12 protein-coding genes are annotated in these 18,294 nt (G+C 50.9%); all 12 read left to right on the forward strand.

The features are described 5' to 3' along the window. Nucleotides 1–358: 358 nt before the first annotated feature. Entirely contained in the window at nucleotides 359–5,350 is a 4,992-nt protein-coding gene (locus ACE99V_RS15360; RefSeq protein ID WP_400492044.1) for a WIAG-tail domain, read from the forward strand. Nucleotides 5,351–5,540: 190 nt separating this feature from the next. Next, the gene (gene asnS, locus ACE99V_RS15365) at nucleotides 5,541–6,830 is read left to right on the forward strand and encodes an asparagine--tRNA ligase (RefSeq protein WP_400492045.1); all 1,290 of its coding nucleotides are present in this window, start codon (nucleotides 5,541–5,543) and stop codon (nucleotides 6,828–6,830) included. 93 nt (nucleotides 6,831–6,923) lie between these two features. Beyond that, a complete protein-coding gene (locus tag ACE99V_RS15370; RefSeq protein ID WP_400492046.1) occupies nucleotides 6,924–7,610 on the forward strand; it encodes a DnaD domain-containing protein in 687 nt (228 codons plus the stop codon). Between the two features lie 111 nt (nucleotides 7,611–7,721). Further along, nucleotides 7,722–8,051, forward strand: a complete 330-nt coding sequence (locus ACE99V_RS15375) for a hypothetical protein (RefSeq protein WP_400492047.1) — start codon at nucleotides 7,722–7,724, stop codon at nucleotides 8,049–8,051. After that, nucleotides 8,032–9,213: a glycosyltransferase family 4 protein gene (locus ACE99V_RS15380; RefSeq protein WP_400492048.1), complete on the forward strand. Its 1,182-nt coding sequence runs from the start codon at nucleotides 8,032–8,034 to the stop codon at nucleotides 9,211–9,213. Before ACE99V_RS15375 ends, ACE99V_RS15380 begins: the two co-directional genes overlap by 20 nt. A 116-nt stretch (nucleotides 9,214–9,329) precedes the next feature. After that, a complete protein-coding gene (locus ACE99V_RS15385) occupies nucleotides 9,330–10,379 on the forward strand; it encodes a glucose-1-phosphate thymidylyltransferase (protein ID WP_400492049.1) in 1,050 nt (349 codons plus the stop codon). Further along, nucleotides 10,376–11,188: a glycosyltransferase family 2 protein gene (locus ACE99V_RS15390; RefSeq protein ID WP_400492081.1), complete on the forward strand. Its 813-nt coding sequence runs from the start codon at nucleotides 10,376–10,378 to the stop codon at nucleotides 11,186–11,188. Before ACE99V_RS15385 ends, ACE99V_RS15390 begins: the two co-directional genes overlap by 4 nt. After that, nucleotides 11,181–12,137: an NAD-dependent epimerase/dehydratase family protein gene (locus tag ACE99V_RS15395; protein ID WP_400492050.1), complete on the forward strand. Its 957-nt coding sequence runs from the start codon at nucleotides 11,181–11,183 to the stop codon at nucleotides 12,135–12,137. The genes ACE99V_RS15390 and ACE99V_RS15395 overlap by 8 nt, the downstream gene beginning before the upstream one ends. Before the next feature lie 16 nt (nucleotides 12,138–12,153). Next, on the forward strand, nucleotides 12,154–13,230 hold the full coding sequence (locus tag ACE99V_RS15400; protein ID WP_400492051.1) for a glycosyltransferase: 1,077 nt from the start codon (nucleotides 12,154–12,156) through the stop codon (nucleotides 13,228–13,230). 9 nt (nucleotides 13,231–13,239) lie between these two features. Then, the gene (locus tag ACE99V_RS15405) at nucleotides 13,240–14,529 is read left to right on the forward strand and encodes a UDP-glucose dehydrogenase family protein (RefSeq protein ID WP_400492052.1); all 1,290 of its coding nucleotides are present in this window, start codon (nucleotides 13,240–13,242) and stop codon (nucleotides 14,527–14,529) included. A 268-nt stretch (nucleotides 14,530–14,797) separates the two neighbouring features. Further along, nucleotides 14,798–16,609 (forward strand): oligoendopeptidase F, encoded by a 1,812-nt coding sequence (gene pepF, locus ACE99V_RS15410; RefSeq protein WP_400492053.1) that lies wholly within the window; start codon nucleotides 14,798–14,800, stop codon nucleotides 16,607–16,609. A gap of 456 nt (nucleotides 16,610–17,065) precedes the next feature. Then, nucleotides 17,066–18,292: an efflux RND transporter periplasmic adaptor subunit gene (locus tag ACE99V_RS15415; protein ID WP_400492054.1), complete on the forward strand. Its 1,227-nt coding sequence runs from the start codon at nucleotides 17,066–17,068 to the stop codon at nucleotides 18,290–18,292. Nucleotides 18,293–18,294: the final 2 nt, after the last annotated feature.

The raw sequence follows: 18,294 nt of genomic DNA on the forward strand, positions 1-18,294 counted from the left end.
GGATTGGTTCAGGGAGAAGGGTATCCCACAATGTGATTTGCTCGTTACGAAGTTTTAACATAATCGCTCACCTCAAAAAGGATTTTCGAGGAGCACTGTTGAATTTCTTTAAGAAGAAAGGAATTCAGTCCCTCTTTTTGGATGTATTGCCTCGACAACACTACTTCCATTTAGAGAGCTGAATTCCTTTTGTTTTTGACTTACCCCAGGAATTTTTCAGGGGAAACTAGCTAATGCCGGGTGGGTTTTCTTAGTTGTAGCGCCGCAACTTTTTTTTCAAGTGGCTGTGCCCAACCATAGGTGTTTTGAATATGTTACAGGAGGACATGGATTTGAGTTCAGAAGGGAAGGAGACAGCATGGCAAAACCAAACCGCCGAAAATTGGGCAAGACGTGGAAGCAGAAGAACGAGCCCTTGGATGATTTTTCGCAGATTGATCCGCCCGAGGAGGAGCTGGACTGGATGGACAATCTGGAAGATGATTCATTTATCGAGTTAGCGGAAAAACCGCCGCAGCCTTCTTCATCCGCACCTGCGCAAACACCCGCACCGGTCCCTCCTCCGGTAAAAAAAGCCATTTATCCTCCGTTGAAGATGGTGCCGAAATCGGGAGCTACCTCCAATCAGACCAAGTTTTCAAAAGTGATCAAAGAGCGCAAAAATGAACGTGATCTCGGCTTCGTCTACACTGATGATCTGACAGATCAGGTGGTGACGAACGAAAAAATAGCCAACCGTGCGATTGATGCTTCCAAGATCAAGCCAGGCACCATCGATACCGGCCTGTTAAGAGACTATGCAGTAGACAGCTCCAAGCTGGCCGATTACAGTGTCACTTCTGAAAAGCTTGCGCCGTACTCCATCTTGGCAGAGCACTTGAACCGCAATATCATTTCCAGCGATATGATACAGGACAGGGCTATCTCTGGAGAAAAGCTGATGAACAACAGTATCACCTCGGAAAAACTGGCTGATAAGACGATTGATTCCATGAAATTTGCAGAAGGATGCATTCAGACGAAGCACATTCAGCCAGAATCCATTACAGAAGAATTGATTCAGGATCAGGCCATTACCACCGATAAGATTAAAACGGGCGCCATTCTAACAAACAATTTGGCCAACTACGTGATCAACACTGTGAAGCTGGAGGACGGGGCGGTTACCACCGACAAAATCCGAGACGGCGCAGTGACGGGCAGCAAGCTGGAAGAAGAGAGCGTAGAGGCCCACCACATTAAGTTCAAATCGATCAACCACAACCACTTGATGGAAGGGATCGTGAAAAGCGAAAATCTGGCTGCGGGCAGCGTGAAGGAAGAACACCTCGCAGATGATGCAATCAGCACCCGGCACCTGCAGGAAGGTGCTGTCAATTCCGTTCAACTGGCGCCAGGAGCCATTACGACAGAAAAGCTCGACAACCAGTCCATCACTTCAGACAAGTTGGCAAAAGAGTCGGTAGGAGCGGCTCATTTGCAAATTTCTTCCGTACAAACAAGCCATTTGCACGATCATTCCGTCACAACCAAGAAAATCGGCGATCAGCAGGTAACGACCAACAAACTTGCGGATTACTCGGTGACCCAAGAGAAACTGGCGGGAAGAAGTGTTTACAGCCAGCACCTGATGGATGAATCCATTCAGTCTAAGCATTTGCAGGATGAATCAGTGACAAAGGATAAACTGGCGAAGAGATCCATCCTTTTCAACCATTTGAATGAACGAATTATCGGCCACAGCCACATACAAGACGGCGTCATTCACACGAACAACCTGGCCGACCATGCTGTTACCACTTCGAAGCTGGCAACCGAGTCGGTTTCGACCGACAAAATTACCGATCAGAGCATTACCACCACGAAACTGACAGATAACTCGGTAACATCACCAAAAGTAGCGACGGAAGCCATTAAAAACAGACACCTTGCCCGCGGATCGGTCACCAATGAGAAAATCGCGGAAAAATCGATACATTCGCACCATCTGAACACAAACATTGTCGGGAGTGAACACCTGCAGGTAAAAGCCATTTCCGGAGACAAGTTGCAGGACCTGTCGGTTACACGAGAAAAATTGGCCGACCGCAGTGTCGATTCCAACAAATTGGAGCTTGGGTCCGTCACTTTTGATCACCTGGCAGACGGTGTCATCACCAGCGAAAAACTGGCAGACGACATTATCCAGTCCCGTCACATTACAGATAAGTCGATTTCGCCGAATCATATACAGGATGACTCGATCGACTCTCATAAGCTCCAAAACGGTTCGGTGACCCGGGATAAATTGGCGGATGGCAGCATCTCCTCCAACAAGCTGGATAAGAGCGTGGTTTCAACCGAACATATCATGGACGGCGCCATCACGAGACACAAACTAGGCAACCATGCGGTACAGGCGCATCACATCGGGAACTACAGCATCGGCTCCGAGCATATCGCGGAAAAGGCGATAAAAAACGTTCACCTGCTGAATGAATCTGTAACCAAGGAAAAACTGGCTGATCGCAGTGTTACGGCCGAAAAACTGAATGTACAGTCCGTGACGACGGCTCATTTGCTTGATGGCACCATTACCAGTGAGAAACTGGTGAATCACGCTGTTCAAACCCGGCATGTTGAAAACAATGCGATTAAAACGAATCACATACAGGACAACGCCATATCCACTGAAAAATTGCAGAACGAGTCGGTTACCAAAGAGAAGATCGCCGATAAGAGCATTACCGCTTCCAAGCTGGACGCTGCATCCGTTGCCGCCATTCACCTGATGAACGGAGTCGTTACCAGCGATAAACTCGTGGATCATGCAGTGAACTCCCAGCACATCCAGACGAGCGCCATTAAAACGGAACACATACAAAACGAATCGATTTCCACCCAAAAACTGCAAAACGAATCCGTAACCAAGGAAAAACTGGCCGATCGCTGCATCAATGCGGCCAAACTGGACATTGCGTCGGTCACGACAAGCCACCTGATGGATCGAGTGGTAACCAGTGAAAAACTGGATAACAACGCCGTGCAGTCCTGCCATATCGAAACCGGCTCCGTTTTGAACAGTCACATCCAGGATCTTGCGGTTACGCAGGAGAAAATCCTGAACGGGGCCATCACAACCGATAAACTGGCTGATGCCTCCATTACCTCTTCGAAGCTGTCGGCTTCTTCCGTTGCGCTTGAACATATTGCAAACGGTGCGGTTACAAGTCAGAAACTGGCCAACGAAGCCATTCAGCCGAACCATATCAGCAACCAGGCCATTCGAAACAACCATATTTTGGATCATACCATTGCAACGGAAAAACTGCGGGACGAAGCCGTTACACGCAACAAAATCGCTGATAAAAGCATCGATTCGTCCAAACTGCAGAACGGCTCGATCACTGCCGAGCACCTGACAGAAGGTGCGGTAACAGCGGAAAAGCTGGCCAAACAAGTGCTGCAGACGGAACACCTGAACAGCCATATCATCGGCACGACGCACATCCAGGACGGAGCGATTACCACCGAAAAACTGCAGAATGAGTCCGTAACCAAAGAAAAAATAGCCGATCGAAGCATCAATTCGGCCAAGATCGACATCGGTTCCATCACGACGAACCATCTGGCGGATGGAGTCATCACCAGTGATAAGCTGGTCTATAACGCGGTGAAGCCGGGTCATATTCTCAACGGATCCGTTACGACTGATAAGCTGCAAAACAAGGGCGTAACGAGGGAAAAACTGGCTGATCGCAGCATCAATGCAGAAAAATTGGACGTCGAAGCAGTAACCACAAGCCATTTGATGGACCGTGCGGTGACCAGCGAGAAGCTGGAAAACAACGCTGTTCAGTTTTACCATATTGAAAATGGCGCGATCATGGCTGCCCATATCCAGGACAGCGCCGTGACGGCAGAGAAAATTCAGGACGAAACGATTACAAGCGCAAAGCTGGCCGATGCTTCGATCATCTCTTCCAAACTGGCGGCATCATCCGTCAAGCCGGAGCACATCGAGGACTCCGCCATAACGAGTGAAAAGCTGGCGATACAATCAATTCACTCCGATCATCTCGGCGAAGGCGCCATTCAATCCAGGCACATTCTCGAAAACGCCGTAACGACGGATAAGATTCAGGACGAAGCGGTCACTCGAGAAAAAATGGCAAAGGCAAGCGTGGATTCAGCCATACTGGATCGGTTTGCCGTTACTGCCGATCACTTGGCAGACGGTGCTGTCACTTCAGAAAAGCTGGCGCAAGACGTTCTGCAGTCGAAACATGTAGGCGACAACCTGATCGAAACCAGGCACATTCAGGACAACGCCATCATCACGGAGAAGCTTAGGAACGATTCCGTAACCAAAGAGAAAATTGCCGATCGAAGTATTGACGCATCCAAAATCGATATCGGATCCGTCATAACGAATCACTTGGCAGACGGTGTCATTACGAGTGAGAAACTGGCAAACAATGCTGTCACGCCTGAAAAACTGCGCAATGGATCCATTACGAAAGAAAAACTGGCGGATCGCAGCATTGATTCCAGCAAAATTGAGCTGAATTCCATTACCGCCAACCACTTGGTTGATGGAGTGGTGACCTCAGATAAGATCGTCAACAACTCTGTAACAACCGAGAAGGTAAGAAATGGATCAATTACGCGGGATAAACTGGCTGAGAAAAGCGTGGATGGAAGCAAGCTGACCCCCTCTTCCGTTACTTCTCTCCACGTCGCCAGCGAAGCGATTACGAGAGAAAAGCTGGCATTTTCACCCGTACAAACGAACAAGACGCTAGCAGAGGTTTACCAGCAGTTCGGTCTGGTTCCGTTTACGCTTGCCGCACGGGAAGCGTCAACAGACCTCGTCATTCCACTGGAAACGGCATACAGCAGTTCGGCATACGTGGTGGTAGCCATGACCAATCACCCGGGATGCTACGCCGTTCTGAAGGAATCGACCAAATGGAAAGCCGTTGTTTCCGTGGTTCGAAGCAAGGGAGCGGCAGAAATCAAAGGGGTTCTCAGTTGGATCGCGATCGGCGAGCAAGGCGATCAAATATGGGATGAGGAAGAAGCCGAACAGACAGATGACAGAGAGGGTAAGCCGACCTACGGGGAAGAATCGATTGCTGACAAACAGGTAGTCGCAGAATCAGAATCAGAAACGTCGGAACCGTTTGCCAAGGATACTGCTGTCGAACTGCCGCAAGCCGAGTCAGCAACGGACGACACGGAGTTCGTTGCGGCTGAAGTCGTTCAGGAAAAGATCGAAAAAGTTGTGGATACGGATAATGATCCGACAGGAGAATCTGAAAAAGATGAGCGGAAATCCGTAGATGAAGCTGGGCTGCGTATCGTGTAAGGGAATAACGGATGCCCCTCTCCAGGAAGAGAGGGGTATTTCTGTTCACATGCACCATAAGAAAACATAATAAATCTTATGTTAACATAAGTGTGCTTCTATGCGTTGAATTCAGGTTGGACCAATAGTATAATTGTTTCGATTGATAAGAAGTTATTGTTCATAAGGCAACAGGGAGGAATACATACCGATGTTAACGACCATCGCCCAAATAGGGCAGCGCGTGGGACAAGAAGTACGTCTGGGTTGCTGGCTGTACAACAAGCGCAGCAGCGGTAAAATACAATTTTTGCAGCTTCGTGACGGGTCAGGCTTCATTCAGGGTGTTGTGGTTAAGGCTGACGTATCCGAAGAGGTATGGGAACGGGCTTCTCAGCTGACCCAGGAAAGCTCCCTGTACGTAACCGGCGTGGTCCGTGCGGATGACCGCGCACCGAGCGGTTACGAGCTGACCGTGACCGGCGTGGAGATCATTCAAATCGCACAGGATTATCCGATTTCCCTGAAGGAACACGGGGTTGACTTCCTGATGGATCACCGTCACCTTTGGTTGCGCACGCCGCGCCAGCGTGCGATTATGGCGATCCGTTCCGAAGTCATACGTGCCGTTTACGAGTTCTTTCAGCAAAACGGCTTCTACAAGGTGGATCCGCCAATTCTCACTCCGACTTCTGCTGAAGGTACGACCAACCTGTTCCATACCAAATACTTTGACGAAGACGCCTACCTGTCGCAATCCGGACAGCTGTACATGGAAGCGGCAGCGATGGCGCTGGGCCGCGTCTTCTCGTTTGGTCCAACTTTCCGTGCGGAGAAGTCCAAAACGCGCCGTCACCTGATCGAATTTTGGATGATTGAGCCGGAGATGGCATTTGTCGATCACGAAGAAAACCTGCGGATTCAAGAACAGTTTGTTACTCACATTGTTCAGTCCGTGCTGAAGAACTGCCAGCCGGAGCTGAAGACCCTGGAGCGCGATACCAGCAAGCTTGAAAACGTCAAAGCTCCGTTCCCTCGCATTACCTACGATGAAGCGATCGAACTCCTTCAGGAAAAGGGCAGCGAGATCAAGTGGGGGGACGACTTCGGTGCTCCTGATGAAACCATGATCGCTGAACACTACGACAAGCCTGTCTTTATTACACACTATCCGACAGAGATCAAGGCGTTTTACATGAAACCGCATCCTGATCGTCCGGAAGTGGTGCTCTGTGCAGACCTGATCGCCCCGGAGGGCTACGGTGAAATCATTGGAGGCAGCCAACGGATTGACGATCCTGCTCTCTTGGAGGCGCGCTTCCAGGAGCACGAACTGTCGGAAGAGGCGTATAAGTGGTACCTCGACCTGCGCAAATACGGCACTGTGCCGCACTCCGGTTTTGGGTTGGGTCTGGAGCGTACGATCGCGTGGATTTGCGGACTGGATCACGTGCGTGAAACCATTCCGTTCCCGCGTATGCTGTACCGCTTGTATCCGTAGGACACAAACCCTGTTGCCGCCGGCAGCAGGGCTTTCCTTTTTGCCTGCGTCCCTGCACCGCTTGCCAATCTACAAATGAGGTGGACGTTATTCATGGATTCGCATATTCTTCAGTTGTTGCAAGAAGGCGCAACTTCTGTTTCCAATCTCTTGCTAAAACGATACAAGCACATGTCATTGGCTGACGAGGAAATGATGCTGATCATTCATCTGCTATCGTTTCAGCAGGAGGGCAACCGCTTTCCGACATTACAGGAGCTGGAAGAGCGCATGTCTGTTACACAGGTGCGGCTGATTCAGCTGTTGCAAAAACTGATCAAGGAGGAGTGGCTGAGCATTGACGAATACGTTGATCCGCAAACCGGTCTTCGTCATGAGCAGTACAATCTTGGCCCTCTCTACCGAAAACTCTACCAAAATGTACGGGAACAGTTCGCTGCAACACGCATCGTTGATCCGCTGACGGAAACTTTCTCGGAAACGGCTGCTAGCGCTGCGTATCAAACGGAAGGTCTGTACGGACAGTTCGAGCAGGCGTTTGGCAGGCCATTGTCGCCGTTTGAAATGGAGACGATCCAGATGTGGACAGAGGAAGACCGTTATTCTGAAGAGTTGATTGTGACGGCTCTGCGTGAGGCAGCCGCCGTTGGAAAACTGTATATTCGTTATATTGACCGCATCTTGTTGGAATGGCAAAAACAGCAGATTACCAGTGCAGAGGAGGCCCGTCACTACAGTCTGCGCTTTCGCCGTCACCTTCCTGCCCGCGATTATCGTTAACCGCTGTGAAACCCTGGTTTCACAGCGGTTTTCTTTCCCCCTGACAAGTACCCATTGTACTTTGCATTCATACGATGTAGGGAGAATTTCTAGGTTGGAGGTATGCATTTCATGGAAAAGCGCAAACGTATGGATCAATCCCACTGGGTGACGCCCGGTGTATTCTCCGGCAGCTACACCGTTGAGGAAGCTGTGGAACGAATCACGTCTACCAAGCAGATGGAATCGATCAACCACACGACAGACGATTCGGTCTGGAAGGAACGACTGGAGCTTCTGGAATCGAGATTAACGGAACTGACTCACACGCTCTCCTCCATGGAGAAGCACTGGAAAAGTATGGAGGAAGAGAATAAAAAAGAGCGTCAGCATCTCTATCATGTGGTGCTTTCCCTTAAAAAAGAGTGGGAGAAAGAACGAGATGCACATCGCCATAATTAGTCCGGGTCCGTTTTCGGTACCGCCGGTAAAGGGCAGTTCCGTCGAACATGACATCGACGAAGTAAGCAAAGTGTTCGGTCCAAATCACCGTATCACCATCTACACGCGAACGTGCCCCGAGTATTCCGGTTCCAGTTCGGAAGAGAACAGGGAGTTCATACGATTCCCCTACAAAGGGCCCAAGCCGTACCTTGAGGGAGTCATCAGCGAGCTCCAGAAGAACAGCAAGCCGGACGTCATTCTGGTGGAAAATCGTCCCCATTATGTACTCACACTCCGCAGGCACTTTCCCACTACGCCGATTGTAGTCAACATGCATTCCCACGTCTACGCTTCCGAGGGCATCATCAGCCCGGAGAAAATGCAGCATGCCAGCCGTCTCGCGGACGGTTTTATCACCAACAGTGAGTATTTGCGTCGATACTTTATTGAGCACCACAAGATTCCTGAACACAAGGTGCATACGGTCCACCTGGGTGTGGACGTGATGCCATACCAGCTTGCAAAAATCAACTTCTCGGTCCGTAAGCTCCGCAGGCAGCTTGGACTGAAATCCCACCATCGCGTACTGCTTTACGCTGGCCGCTTGATGCGGGAAAAAGGTGTTCACGTCCTGATGAAAGCGTTCCGCAAGATAAGTGAAAAAGATCCTGATGCCCGCCTCGTCATCGTCGGAGGAACCGGCTACGGCAGGAACCGTTTGAATTCATACGTAAAGCGTTTGCACGAGCTAGCCAAGCCGCTTGGGAACAAAGTTCATTTCGTCGACTTTGTGCCCAGCGCGCAGATGCCGCTCTGGTACCAGATTGGTGACATCGTGGCTACACCGTCCCTTTGGCAGGAACCGTTTTGTCGTGTCAATCTGGAAGCAATGGCCTCAGGAAAACCGGTCATTTCCACGCCTCGTGGCGGCATTGCGGAGGTCGTGCAACATCAGAGCAGCGGATTCCTGATTCCGCCAGCGGAGTGGAGCAGTCAGCTTCCGCTGGTGTGGGAAGTTCTTTGGAAAATTCCCTTTCTTCGAATGGACATGGGGAGGAAGGCGCTGCTTCGAGCCAAGCAGTTCTCCTGGTACGCAACCGCCCAGGGCTATCTTCAGGTGTTTGCGTCTGTGATGGAGAAACGGGGTCAACGTCAGCCATACATCCAAAAGATCAGTTGATACGATCTGGTTGGGTATAAGCCCTTTCTTTGCGAGTTGTGGACGCAAGCCCTGTCTGGCAGCAGGGTGGCGCATACCTTATTAGTATCGCAAAGCTCAACTGGGGAGTGATCCTATTGAAAGGGTTAATATTGTGTGCTGGACGAGGTACCCGGCTCCATCCTTTTTCCTATTCACAGCCAAAAACCCTCCTCCCTGTGGCCAATTATCCGGTCTTACACTTCTGCATCCGAAAATTGCGGGAAGTCGGCGTTCACGACATTGGAATTGTCATTCATCCGTCCCAACTGCAAATTCCTGAATACATAGGCGATGGTAGTCAATTTCAGGCTACCATCACCTTTATTCAGCAGGAAAAGCCATTGGGAATTGCTCATGCCGTACGGCTGGCGAAAACGTTTATCAACGATGAACCCTTTATTCTGCTCTTGGGGGATAATTTGCTGATGGACTCCTTGCATGAACTGGCTCGAACCTTCGAACAGACCCAGGCGGACGGCGTCGTGATGCTGAGTGAAGTGGAGCGACCGCAGGACTATGGCATCGCGCAAATAGCGGGGGGACGAATCGTTTCGGTAGAAGAGAAACCGAAGCAGCCCAAAAGCAATCTTGCTGTCATCGGGGCCTATTTGTTCACAAGTCCGCTGTTTGACTCGATCGCGATGCTTCGGCCATCCGCACGCGCTGAATACGAAATAACCGACGCGATTCAATCGATGATTGAGCGCGGCTACCAAATCGCTCATACCGTGACATACGGGAAATATTCGGATGTCGGCACCATCCAGCGCTGGTTGGAAGCAAACCGCTGGATGCTTTCCCAGGAGATCGGCGATCACTACGTGGTCGGAGAAGAGTGTGTGGTACACAATTGCGAAATAACCGGTCCAGTCCTGGTAGGAAACCGCTGCCGTATCGAAAACTGCAAAATAGGTCCCTACGTGTCCATACAGGATGGGGTTCAGTTGAGTAACTGTGCCTGGATTGAGGACAGTATCCTGCTGGAGAACAGCTCTCTTCACGATATCGACTGGCCGATTACGCAAAGCGTATTTGGAAGGTCATCATACTTGGCAGGTACTCATGTGTACGACAAGGGTGTGTTACTACTCAGTGATAAATCGTCGATCATCATTCCGTCGGAAAAGAAGAGGGATGAACTATAATGGCATTGTTTACGGTCGTGATTCCCACCTATAACCGGGCGAGGTTTATCAGCAAGGCGATTGAAAGTGTACTCCGGCAGGACTGCAACGATTGGAAACTGTTGATCATGGATGACGCATCCACGGACAACACCAAGGAAATGTTGAAAATGTACCTGTGCCATCCCCAGATTCAATACTTCCGGATGGAACAAAACTCCGGCATTTCCAAAGTGATGAACAAAGCGCTTAGCCTGGTAGATACTCCTTTCATGGTCCAACTGGATTCCGATGACTGGCTTCCCGATTGGACACTCGCCATATTGAAAGAGCACATCACGAAGGACAAGAAAAACACCGCATTGTTCTACGGAAACATCATGATCTGGCGGGTGCACAACATGCAGTACAGTGATCCGTATTTTGTCCGGCACAAACAGTTCCGGAACAAATACAAATTTTTAACGTACAACAAATGGATGGTCGCGCCCCGTACCTATCGCGTTTCGGCTTTGCGCAAGGTTGGGGGCTGGGACACGTCAGATCAGTTTGAAGGCCGGATCATGGAGGATCGGCGTATCATTCTCCGACTGATTGAAAAATACCCTGTCAAATGGATCGACCGCCCCCTGTACAACCGAACCAAACACAATGGGCAGTTGACGGATGGTCATACGCGATGGAAGCGAAACAGGCTGCGTAAACGAACGTTTGAATATTATTTAAAACGCTGGGGACGCAAGTACAGGGCAGAGTATGGACGCAGGAAAGGTTATCTCATGATCAAAAAGTTAAGGAAAAGAAAGGAGGCGAAACGAATCAATGAGTAAGGTGCTGGTGACCGGTTGTGCTGGTTTTATCGGTTCTCATTTGACCAAACGCCTCTTACAAGATGGGCACGTGGTGGTCGGAATCGATGCATTTTTGGACAATTATGACGTTTCGCTGAAATTGCGGAACCTGTCGCAGATCGGGCCGCATCCCCAATTTACCTTCCACTCTGCCGACCTGCAAAAGGAAAAGTGGGACCAGTGGCTGGAGGGTGTGGAGACGATCTACCATTTGGCTGCCTTGCCCGGTGTTCGCAGCAGTTGGGGGAAAGCGTTTTCCGATTACGCCAACCATAATATTTTGGCTGTCCAGCAGCTGTTGGAAGCTTGTGTGAACAGAAAACATGTGGAAAGCATTGTTGTCTCGTCATCGTCATCGGTGTACGGCACGATGCTGGATTCTTACACCGATGAAAAAGCGCCGCTAAACCCCATTTCCCCTTATGGGGTAACAAAAGCGGCCATGGAGTACGTCTGTCGGGTGTATGTCGAAGCTCATCAGTTACCGGTGGTGATGCTCCGCTATTTTACCGTGTACGGTCCGAGACAGCGACCGGACATGGCGTTTCATCGGTTTATTCGCCACACGTTAAAAAATGAGCCGATTACGATTTACGGAGACGGTCTGCAGTCGAGGGATTTCACTTATGTCTCCGACGCCGTAGAAGCCAACTTGCTAGCGGCCCAATTCGGCAAATCTGGAGAGGTGTTTAACGTAGGAGGCGATAGGGAGGTTCGCCTCCTGGACGTGATTGAAATGATCGGCAAGCTGACCCTGCAAGAACCGAAGTTTGTATTTGCTCCCAGTCAAGCAGGGGATTCCCGTCGCACTTGTGCCGATATCAGCCTGGCGGCAAGTCGTTTGGGATATGCTCCGCGTGTCACCTTGGAGCAAGGACTCCGACTTCAGCTGGAAGACATGACAGAAGAGCAGAAGGGATACCACTGAAAGCGGGAGGTGCGGTATGCGACGAGTCCTTGTCTACCGAAAAAAGTTCCTTCCAAAGAGCGAGACGTTTATTTATGAGCAGCTGTTGGGCCACCATCAAATCAAACCAGTGGTACTGACAAGACAACCCCCCATCAATCGCATTCAGTTTCCCTATCACCCCGTCTACGTCCTCAGACAGCTTACGGGGTTGTCCAAGTGGCTGAGGAGAAACAGAATCAAATGCCTGCACGCGCGATACGGTCCCGCCGGATTGGATCTATTGCCATTTGCTCGGAAAAATCGGCTGCCGCTGATTACGTCCTTTCACGGATTTGACGCCTCTAAACGGGTGAGGCAAAATCAGATGTATCGAATCAAGTTGAAGCGGTTGTTTCGAGAAGGAAATGCCTTTACCGTAGTCAGCAACCACATGAAACAAAGGCTAGTGCAACTGGGCTGTCCAGCCAAGAAAATCATCCTGATCCGTTCCGGGATTGATTTGCGCAAATTTCCCATGCAGCCTCCCCAACCGGTCATAGATGATCGTTTTCGCTTGTTAAGCGTTGGGCGTTTGACAGAAAAGAAAGGGATGGATACGCTGATAAAAGCGTTTGCTCTCGTCCATTCCCATTATCCTCACGCTGCTTTGACGATTGTGGGGGACGGGGAAGAAAAGCAAAAACTGAGACAATTGATCGGGAAGTACGGTCTGTGGCAGCATGTCAAATTGATGGGAGCGAAACCCCACGACGTGGTACAGCGAGAGCTTGCCCGCTGTCACCTCTTTGTGATCGCGTGCAAGACAGCCAAGAACGGAAATCAGGAAGGGATTCCCAACGTGTTGATGGAGGCGATGGCGACAGGACGTCCCGTTGTTTCCACCTATCACGCGGGAATTCCCGAACTGGTCGAACATAAACAGACCGGATTCCTCGTTCCGGAACGCTCTCCCTCCAAGCTGGCAGAAATGATCATCCAGGTCTTGTCTGAGCGTTCCACCTGGCCGGAATTGGTAGCAAGAGCCAGAGAAAAAGTGGAAAGACAGCACGATATTCAAAAGCAGCGTGCCGAACTGGAAAAGCTGTACGTGAGAATGATCAGCAGAAAGTGAGGTGAGCCGATGAACGTTGTCGTTATCGGCACGGGTTATGTGGGATTGACCACGGCCGTCTCTCTGGCCATGCAGGGGCATCAGGTAGCTGGAATTGACGTGGATGAATCCAAGATCATCCAGTTGCGGCAAGGAAAGACTCCTTTTTACGAACCCGGGTTGGATGAGGCTCTTCCCCGTGTGCTGGGGACAGGGACACTCCGCTTTACCACGCGATTGCAAGACGCAGCACATGAGGCAACCGTTGTCTTCATTTGCGTGGGCACCCCATCCGGTGCGGATGGTTCTGCCGATCTTCGCTTTCTGTTGAACGCCGTTGACAATCTTCTCGAGTTACAGGAAAAAACGCCAGCAGAGCGGGTCATTGCGGTGAAAAGCACGGTTCCGGTAGGCACGACCGACTATGTGGCGCAGCAGTTGCAATCGTTTCCTGAACTTCACGTCGTCTCCAATCCGGAATTTTTAAGGGAAGGAAGCGCCCTGCGAGACGCTCTGGAACCGTCGCGCATTGTCATTGGTGCGGAAACGGACCGGGCATTTGCGCTGATGGAGCAGCTGTATCTCGGCATTTCCGCTCCCCGCGTGCTGACCACGCGCGCCAATGCTGAAATGATTAAATACGCGTCCAATGCCTTTTTGGCGACGCGAATCTCATTCATGAACGAATTGGCTCGGCTCTGCGACAAGCTGGGGACGGACGTAAAGACGGTGGCCCGCGGGATGGGCCTGGACAGCCGAATTGGACCAGAGTTTTTACAGGCGGGTTTAGGATACGGGGGTTCCTGTTTTCCTAAAGACACGACAGCGCTTTTGCAACTGGCCAAACAGCATGAGGTATCGCTGACGATTCTGGAAAAAGTGCGCGAGGTAAACCTCAATCAGCCCGAGTGGTTCATCAGGCGCATGCGGGATCAGCTTGCAACACTGTCCGGAAAGCGAATTGCCGTTCTCGGGCTTTCATTTAAGCCGGAAACGGACGACATCAGGGAAGCGCCGTCCCTAAAGGTGCTGTCATTGCTGCTGGCGGAGGGAGCGGATGTCGCTGCTTACGATCCAGTGGCGTCCCCAAGCGTACAGCGTATTTTTCCCCATGTAACCTATGCGGACACACCGTATGATGCATGTAACGGAGCCGACGCAGCCATTCTTGTTACAGAATGGAAGGAATGCACCCAGCTTGATTGGGTTCAGGTAAAGGAACGAATGTCTGCTCCCTTTCTGTTTGACGGGCGGAATGCTTGGCCGGCCAAACAGCTGAAGGATATCGGTTTTTCTTATACAGGAGTGGGGCGAAGCTGACTTTGCATAAAAAGTCAGCTTTTTCAGTGTATAAGAATTTATAAATTTGGCCATCCCATACAGACGCTAGAAAAGTGTTTTCGGGGCCCCGCCCGGCGAAAAACGGGACCCCACTCGGCTCAGCGATAGCTACCGCCGAGTGTGGTGAGAATAGCTAATGCCGGGTGGGTTTTCTTATTTCACAATTTGAAGATACGGGCATAATACGATACGATGATCATATGGATGTCTCAACCAATTATTTGAACAGGCAAAGGAGTGTTACCGTTTGAATAAAAGCAAAACCTTGCCCAAACGCAGCGAAATTCCCAACGAGTATAAATGGCGGCTGGAGGATATTTACCCAAGTGACGCCGATTGGGAAAAAGACGTGCAAAAAGTGAAACAGATGACGGAAGAAATTGCGTCCAAACAGGGGACGCTTGCCCAGTCCGGCAAGCAGCTGCTGGAAGTGCTGACCCTTCAGGACGAACTGCTCAAAACCCTTGATCAGGTGTACGTATACGCCCGAATGCGCCGCGACGAAGACAATGCCAACAGCACCTACCAGGCACTGACCGACCGCGCAACAGGGGTAAGCACGCAGGTGTACAGCGCCATTTCGTACATACAGCCGGAAATACTGGCCATCCCGACGGAAGACCTGAAAAAGCTGCTGGAGTCCGAACCGGGCCTGGAGCATTACCGTATTCTCCTGGAAGAAATTATCCGTCACAAGCCGCACACGCTGTCGGCAGCCGAAGAAGCCATTATGGCACAGGTGGGCGAGGTGGCAAACGCCCCGTCGAAAATCTTCGGCATGCTGAACAACGCCGACCTGAAGTTTCCCATGATTACCAACGAAAAAGGGGAAGAAGTGGAACTGACCAAGGGAAGGTACACGCAGTTCATGGAGAGCAAGAATCGCCGGGTGCGCAAGGAGGCGTTCGAGGCGCTCTATTCAACCTACGGCAAGCATCGCAACACCATCGCTGCCACGCTCACGGCTGCAGTGAAGCGCGATGTGTTTTACGCCCGTATCCGGAAGCATCCTTCCGCTTTGGAGGCTTCTTTGTTCTCCGACAACATTGACGTCTCCGTGTACGACAACCTGATCGCCACCATTCGCGAACATCTGCCGCTGATGCACCGCTATATCTCCCTGCGCAAAAAGATGCTGGGTCTGGACGAGCTGCACATGTACGACCTCTATGTGCCGATCGTACCGGAAGTGGAAATGGAAATTCCGTACGACCAGGCTGTTTCCACCATCAAAGAAGCGCTGCGCCCGCTCGGTGAAGACTATGGACAGGTGCTGGAAGAGGGATTTTCCAACGGCTGGATAGACGTTTACGAAAATGAAGGAAAGACGAGCGGCGCCTACTCCTGGGGAGCCTATACGACACACCCGTTCGTGCTGATGAACTATCAGGACAACGTAAACAACATGTTCACGCTGGCTCATGAAATGGGTCACGCGCTCCACAGTTACTATTCCAACAAGACACAGCCATTCACTTATGCCGACTACCGGATTTTCGTCGCGGAAGTGGCATCCACGCTGAATGAGGCGCTTTTGATGAAACACATGCTTGACACCACGACGGATAAACAGCAGCGGATGTATTTGATCAACTACTATCTGGAGCAGTTCCGCGGCACCGTGTTCCGCCAGACGATGTTCGCGGAGTTCGAAAAAATGATTCACGCCAAGGAGGAGCAGGAGGAACCCCTGACGGCTGACAGCTTGAGCGCGATGTACCGCGAACTGAACCTCACCTATCACGGGCCCGAGATGGTGGTGGACAGCGAAATCGATCTGGAATGGGCGAGAATCCCTCATTTCTACAACAATTTTTACGTGTACAAGTACGCTACAGGTTTTTCCGCTGCAACCTCCCTTGCCAAGCAGATTGTCGAGGAAGGACAGCCGGCCGTCGACCGCTATCTCGATTTCCTGAAGAGCGGCGGTTCCGACTATCCGCTGAACCTGTTAAAAAAAGCCGGAGTAGACATGACTTCGCCGGAGCCGATTCGCGAGGCGCTTGCGGTGTTCAAGGAAATGCTCGATCAAATGGAAGAGCTGGCAGGCATCCAATGATAAACCAAGCGGCAGGGGGGCAGTCCCATAAGTCTCGTGCAGACTGAGGGATTGCCTCTTTTGCATGCAAGTAAGCCTTTAGGATGCTCAAATGTAACCGAACCGCAAAAGCCGCAGCCGCTCCGTAGCATGAACAGGGTTGCGTTTCTTTTTCCCGCCATTCCTTGCTCCGCTAAGCAGGACTTCGCGAGTCGCTCTGCCTGGAAATATTTCCCTCCTACAAGCTCGCCACCCTATTTCTTTTTGTCCCATAAATAAACAATTCATAAATTTTCACGGTTACACCTTGTATTTTTTGCCAAAATCATACGTAATAAGGAAATGGGGATTCCACTTGCTGCCAGCCCGCTCTCCGTCCCAGGGCGGAGGATAAGTTCCACCCCCTGACTGTTTCCGTATAGAGGGAAAAACTGGCACAATACATTTGGAAATGATTGTTAACGACTTGGAGGAATCATGGTGAAAAAACGATTTTCATTGATTTTGGCTGCGACATTGTTCATGGCTGCAGGGTGCGGATCAAACCCAAGTGCAACAGAAGCAGTACCAGAAGCAAAAACCAAGGTAGTGGAAGTGTATAAGGTACAAAAACAAACGAAGCCCATCATGCTTTCGGTTACCGGCATCGTGGAAGCCAAACAAGATGCTGTGCTCTCTTTCGGCACAAGCGGCAGGATCACTTCCATCAACGTGAAGAAAGGAGATGTAGTGTCCAAGGGCAGTCTGTTGGCGTCGCTTGACTCGGGTTACTATCAAAAAGCGGTTGATGCGGCGGCCGGTCAGGTGCAGGAAGCCTATGCGAGGAAGTCCAAAACCGTAAAAGGGGCGACGCCCGAAGCCATCCAGCAGCAGCGTTTGCAAGTGGAAAGCGCCAGCAAGCGTTTGACGGAGGCTGTTCGCGAATTAGAACAGGCGGAAAAGCTGTATGCCGGAGGCGCAATCTCCAAAAGTGAACTTGACAGCCGCCGCTCACAGAAAGAACAAGCGGAAATTACAGTGAAGAACGAGCAAATCCGATTAAACGATCTGCTAAAAGGCGCCGAGCCGGAGGATATTGTCGCGGTAGACGCATCAGTCAAACAGGCGGCAACCGAAGTCGAACGCGCGAAAAAAAACCTGAACGAAACGAAAATCGCGGCCCCTTTTGCCGGTACAGTGGTTGACGTAACCCAGCAGGCGGGCGAACTGTCCGGACCGGGCCAGCCGGTGATTCACCTGGTTGACCTGTCCGAGGTAAAGGTAACCGTCGATGTCGCAAGCGACCTGATCGACCAGTTTACGGTAGGGAAGGAAGTTTTCGTTTCAAAAGAAGGCGCGAACAAAACTACCGGAAAGGCAACCTTTATTTCCCCTGTGATCAACCCGAATACAGGGAAATACCGCGTGGAAATAACCGTTTCCAATCCAGAGAAAAGCTGGCGCGGAGGAATGTTGGCCCAGGTGGAAGTGCCCCGCCAGATCCACGGTTTGGTCGTCCCTTTGGAAAGCATCGGAATCAGTCAATCCGACCGCTATGTACTGGTTGTAAAAGACGGTGTTGCGAAGAAACAGATGGTAAAAGTAGGCCAGGTGATGGATGACCAAATCGAAGTGTTATCCGGTATCCAGGCGGGCGACCAGGTGATTCGGGCGGGCATCACCTACGTGGTTGACGGTGAAAAAGTCACCGCGAAGGGAGAATAAAG

Origin of the sequence: Brevibacillus soli (assembly GCF_044759095.2) — a bacterium.
GTDB lineage: Bacteria > Bacillota > Bacilli > Brevibacillales > Brevibacillaceae > JBIYSM02.

Excerpts from the sequence above, each read along its gene's own strand:
- ACE99V_RS15405 (WP_400492052.1), top strand. The coding sequence starts at position 13,240 with ATGAACGTTGTCGTTATCGGCACGGGTTATGTGGGATTGACCACGGCC.
- asnS (WP_400492045.1), top strand. The coding sequence starts at position 5,541 with ATGTTAACGACCATCGCCCAAATAGGGCAGCGCGTGGGACAAGAAGTA.
- ACE99V_RS15395 (WP_400492050.1), top strand. The coding sequence starts at position 11,181 with ATGAGTAAGGTGCTGGTGACCGGTTGTGCTGGTTTTATCGGTTCTCAT.
- ACE99V_RS15375 (WP_400492047.1), top strand. The coding sequence starts at position 7,722 with ATGGAAAAGCGCAAACGTATGGATCAATCCCACTGGGTGACGCCCGGT.
- ACE99V_RS15380 (WP_400492048.1), top strand. The coding sequence starts at position 8,032 with ATGCACATCGCCATAATTAGTCCGGGTCCGTTTTCGGTACCGCCGGTA.
- ACE99V_RS15400 (WP_400492051.1), top strand. The coding sequence starts at position 12,154 with ATGCGACGAGTCCTTGTCTACCGAAAAAAGTTCCTTCCAAAGAGCGAG.
- ACE99V_RS15360 (WP_400492044.1), top strand. The coding sequence starts at position 359 with ATGGCAAAACCAAACCGCCGAAAATTGGGCAAGACGTGGAAGCAGAAG.
- ACE99V_RS15370 (WP_400492046.1), top strand. The coding sequence starts at position 6,924 with ATGGATTCGCATATTCTTCAGTTGTTGCAAGAAGGCGCAACTTCTGTT.
- ACE99V_RS15415 (WP_400492054.1), top strand. The coding sequence starts at position 17,066 with ATGGTGAAAAAACGATTTTCATTGATTTTGGCTGCGACATTGTTCATG.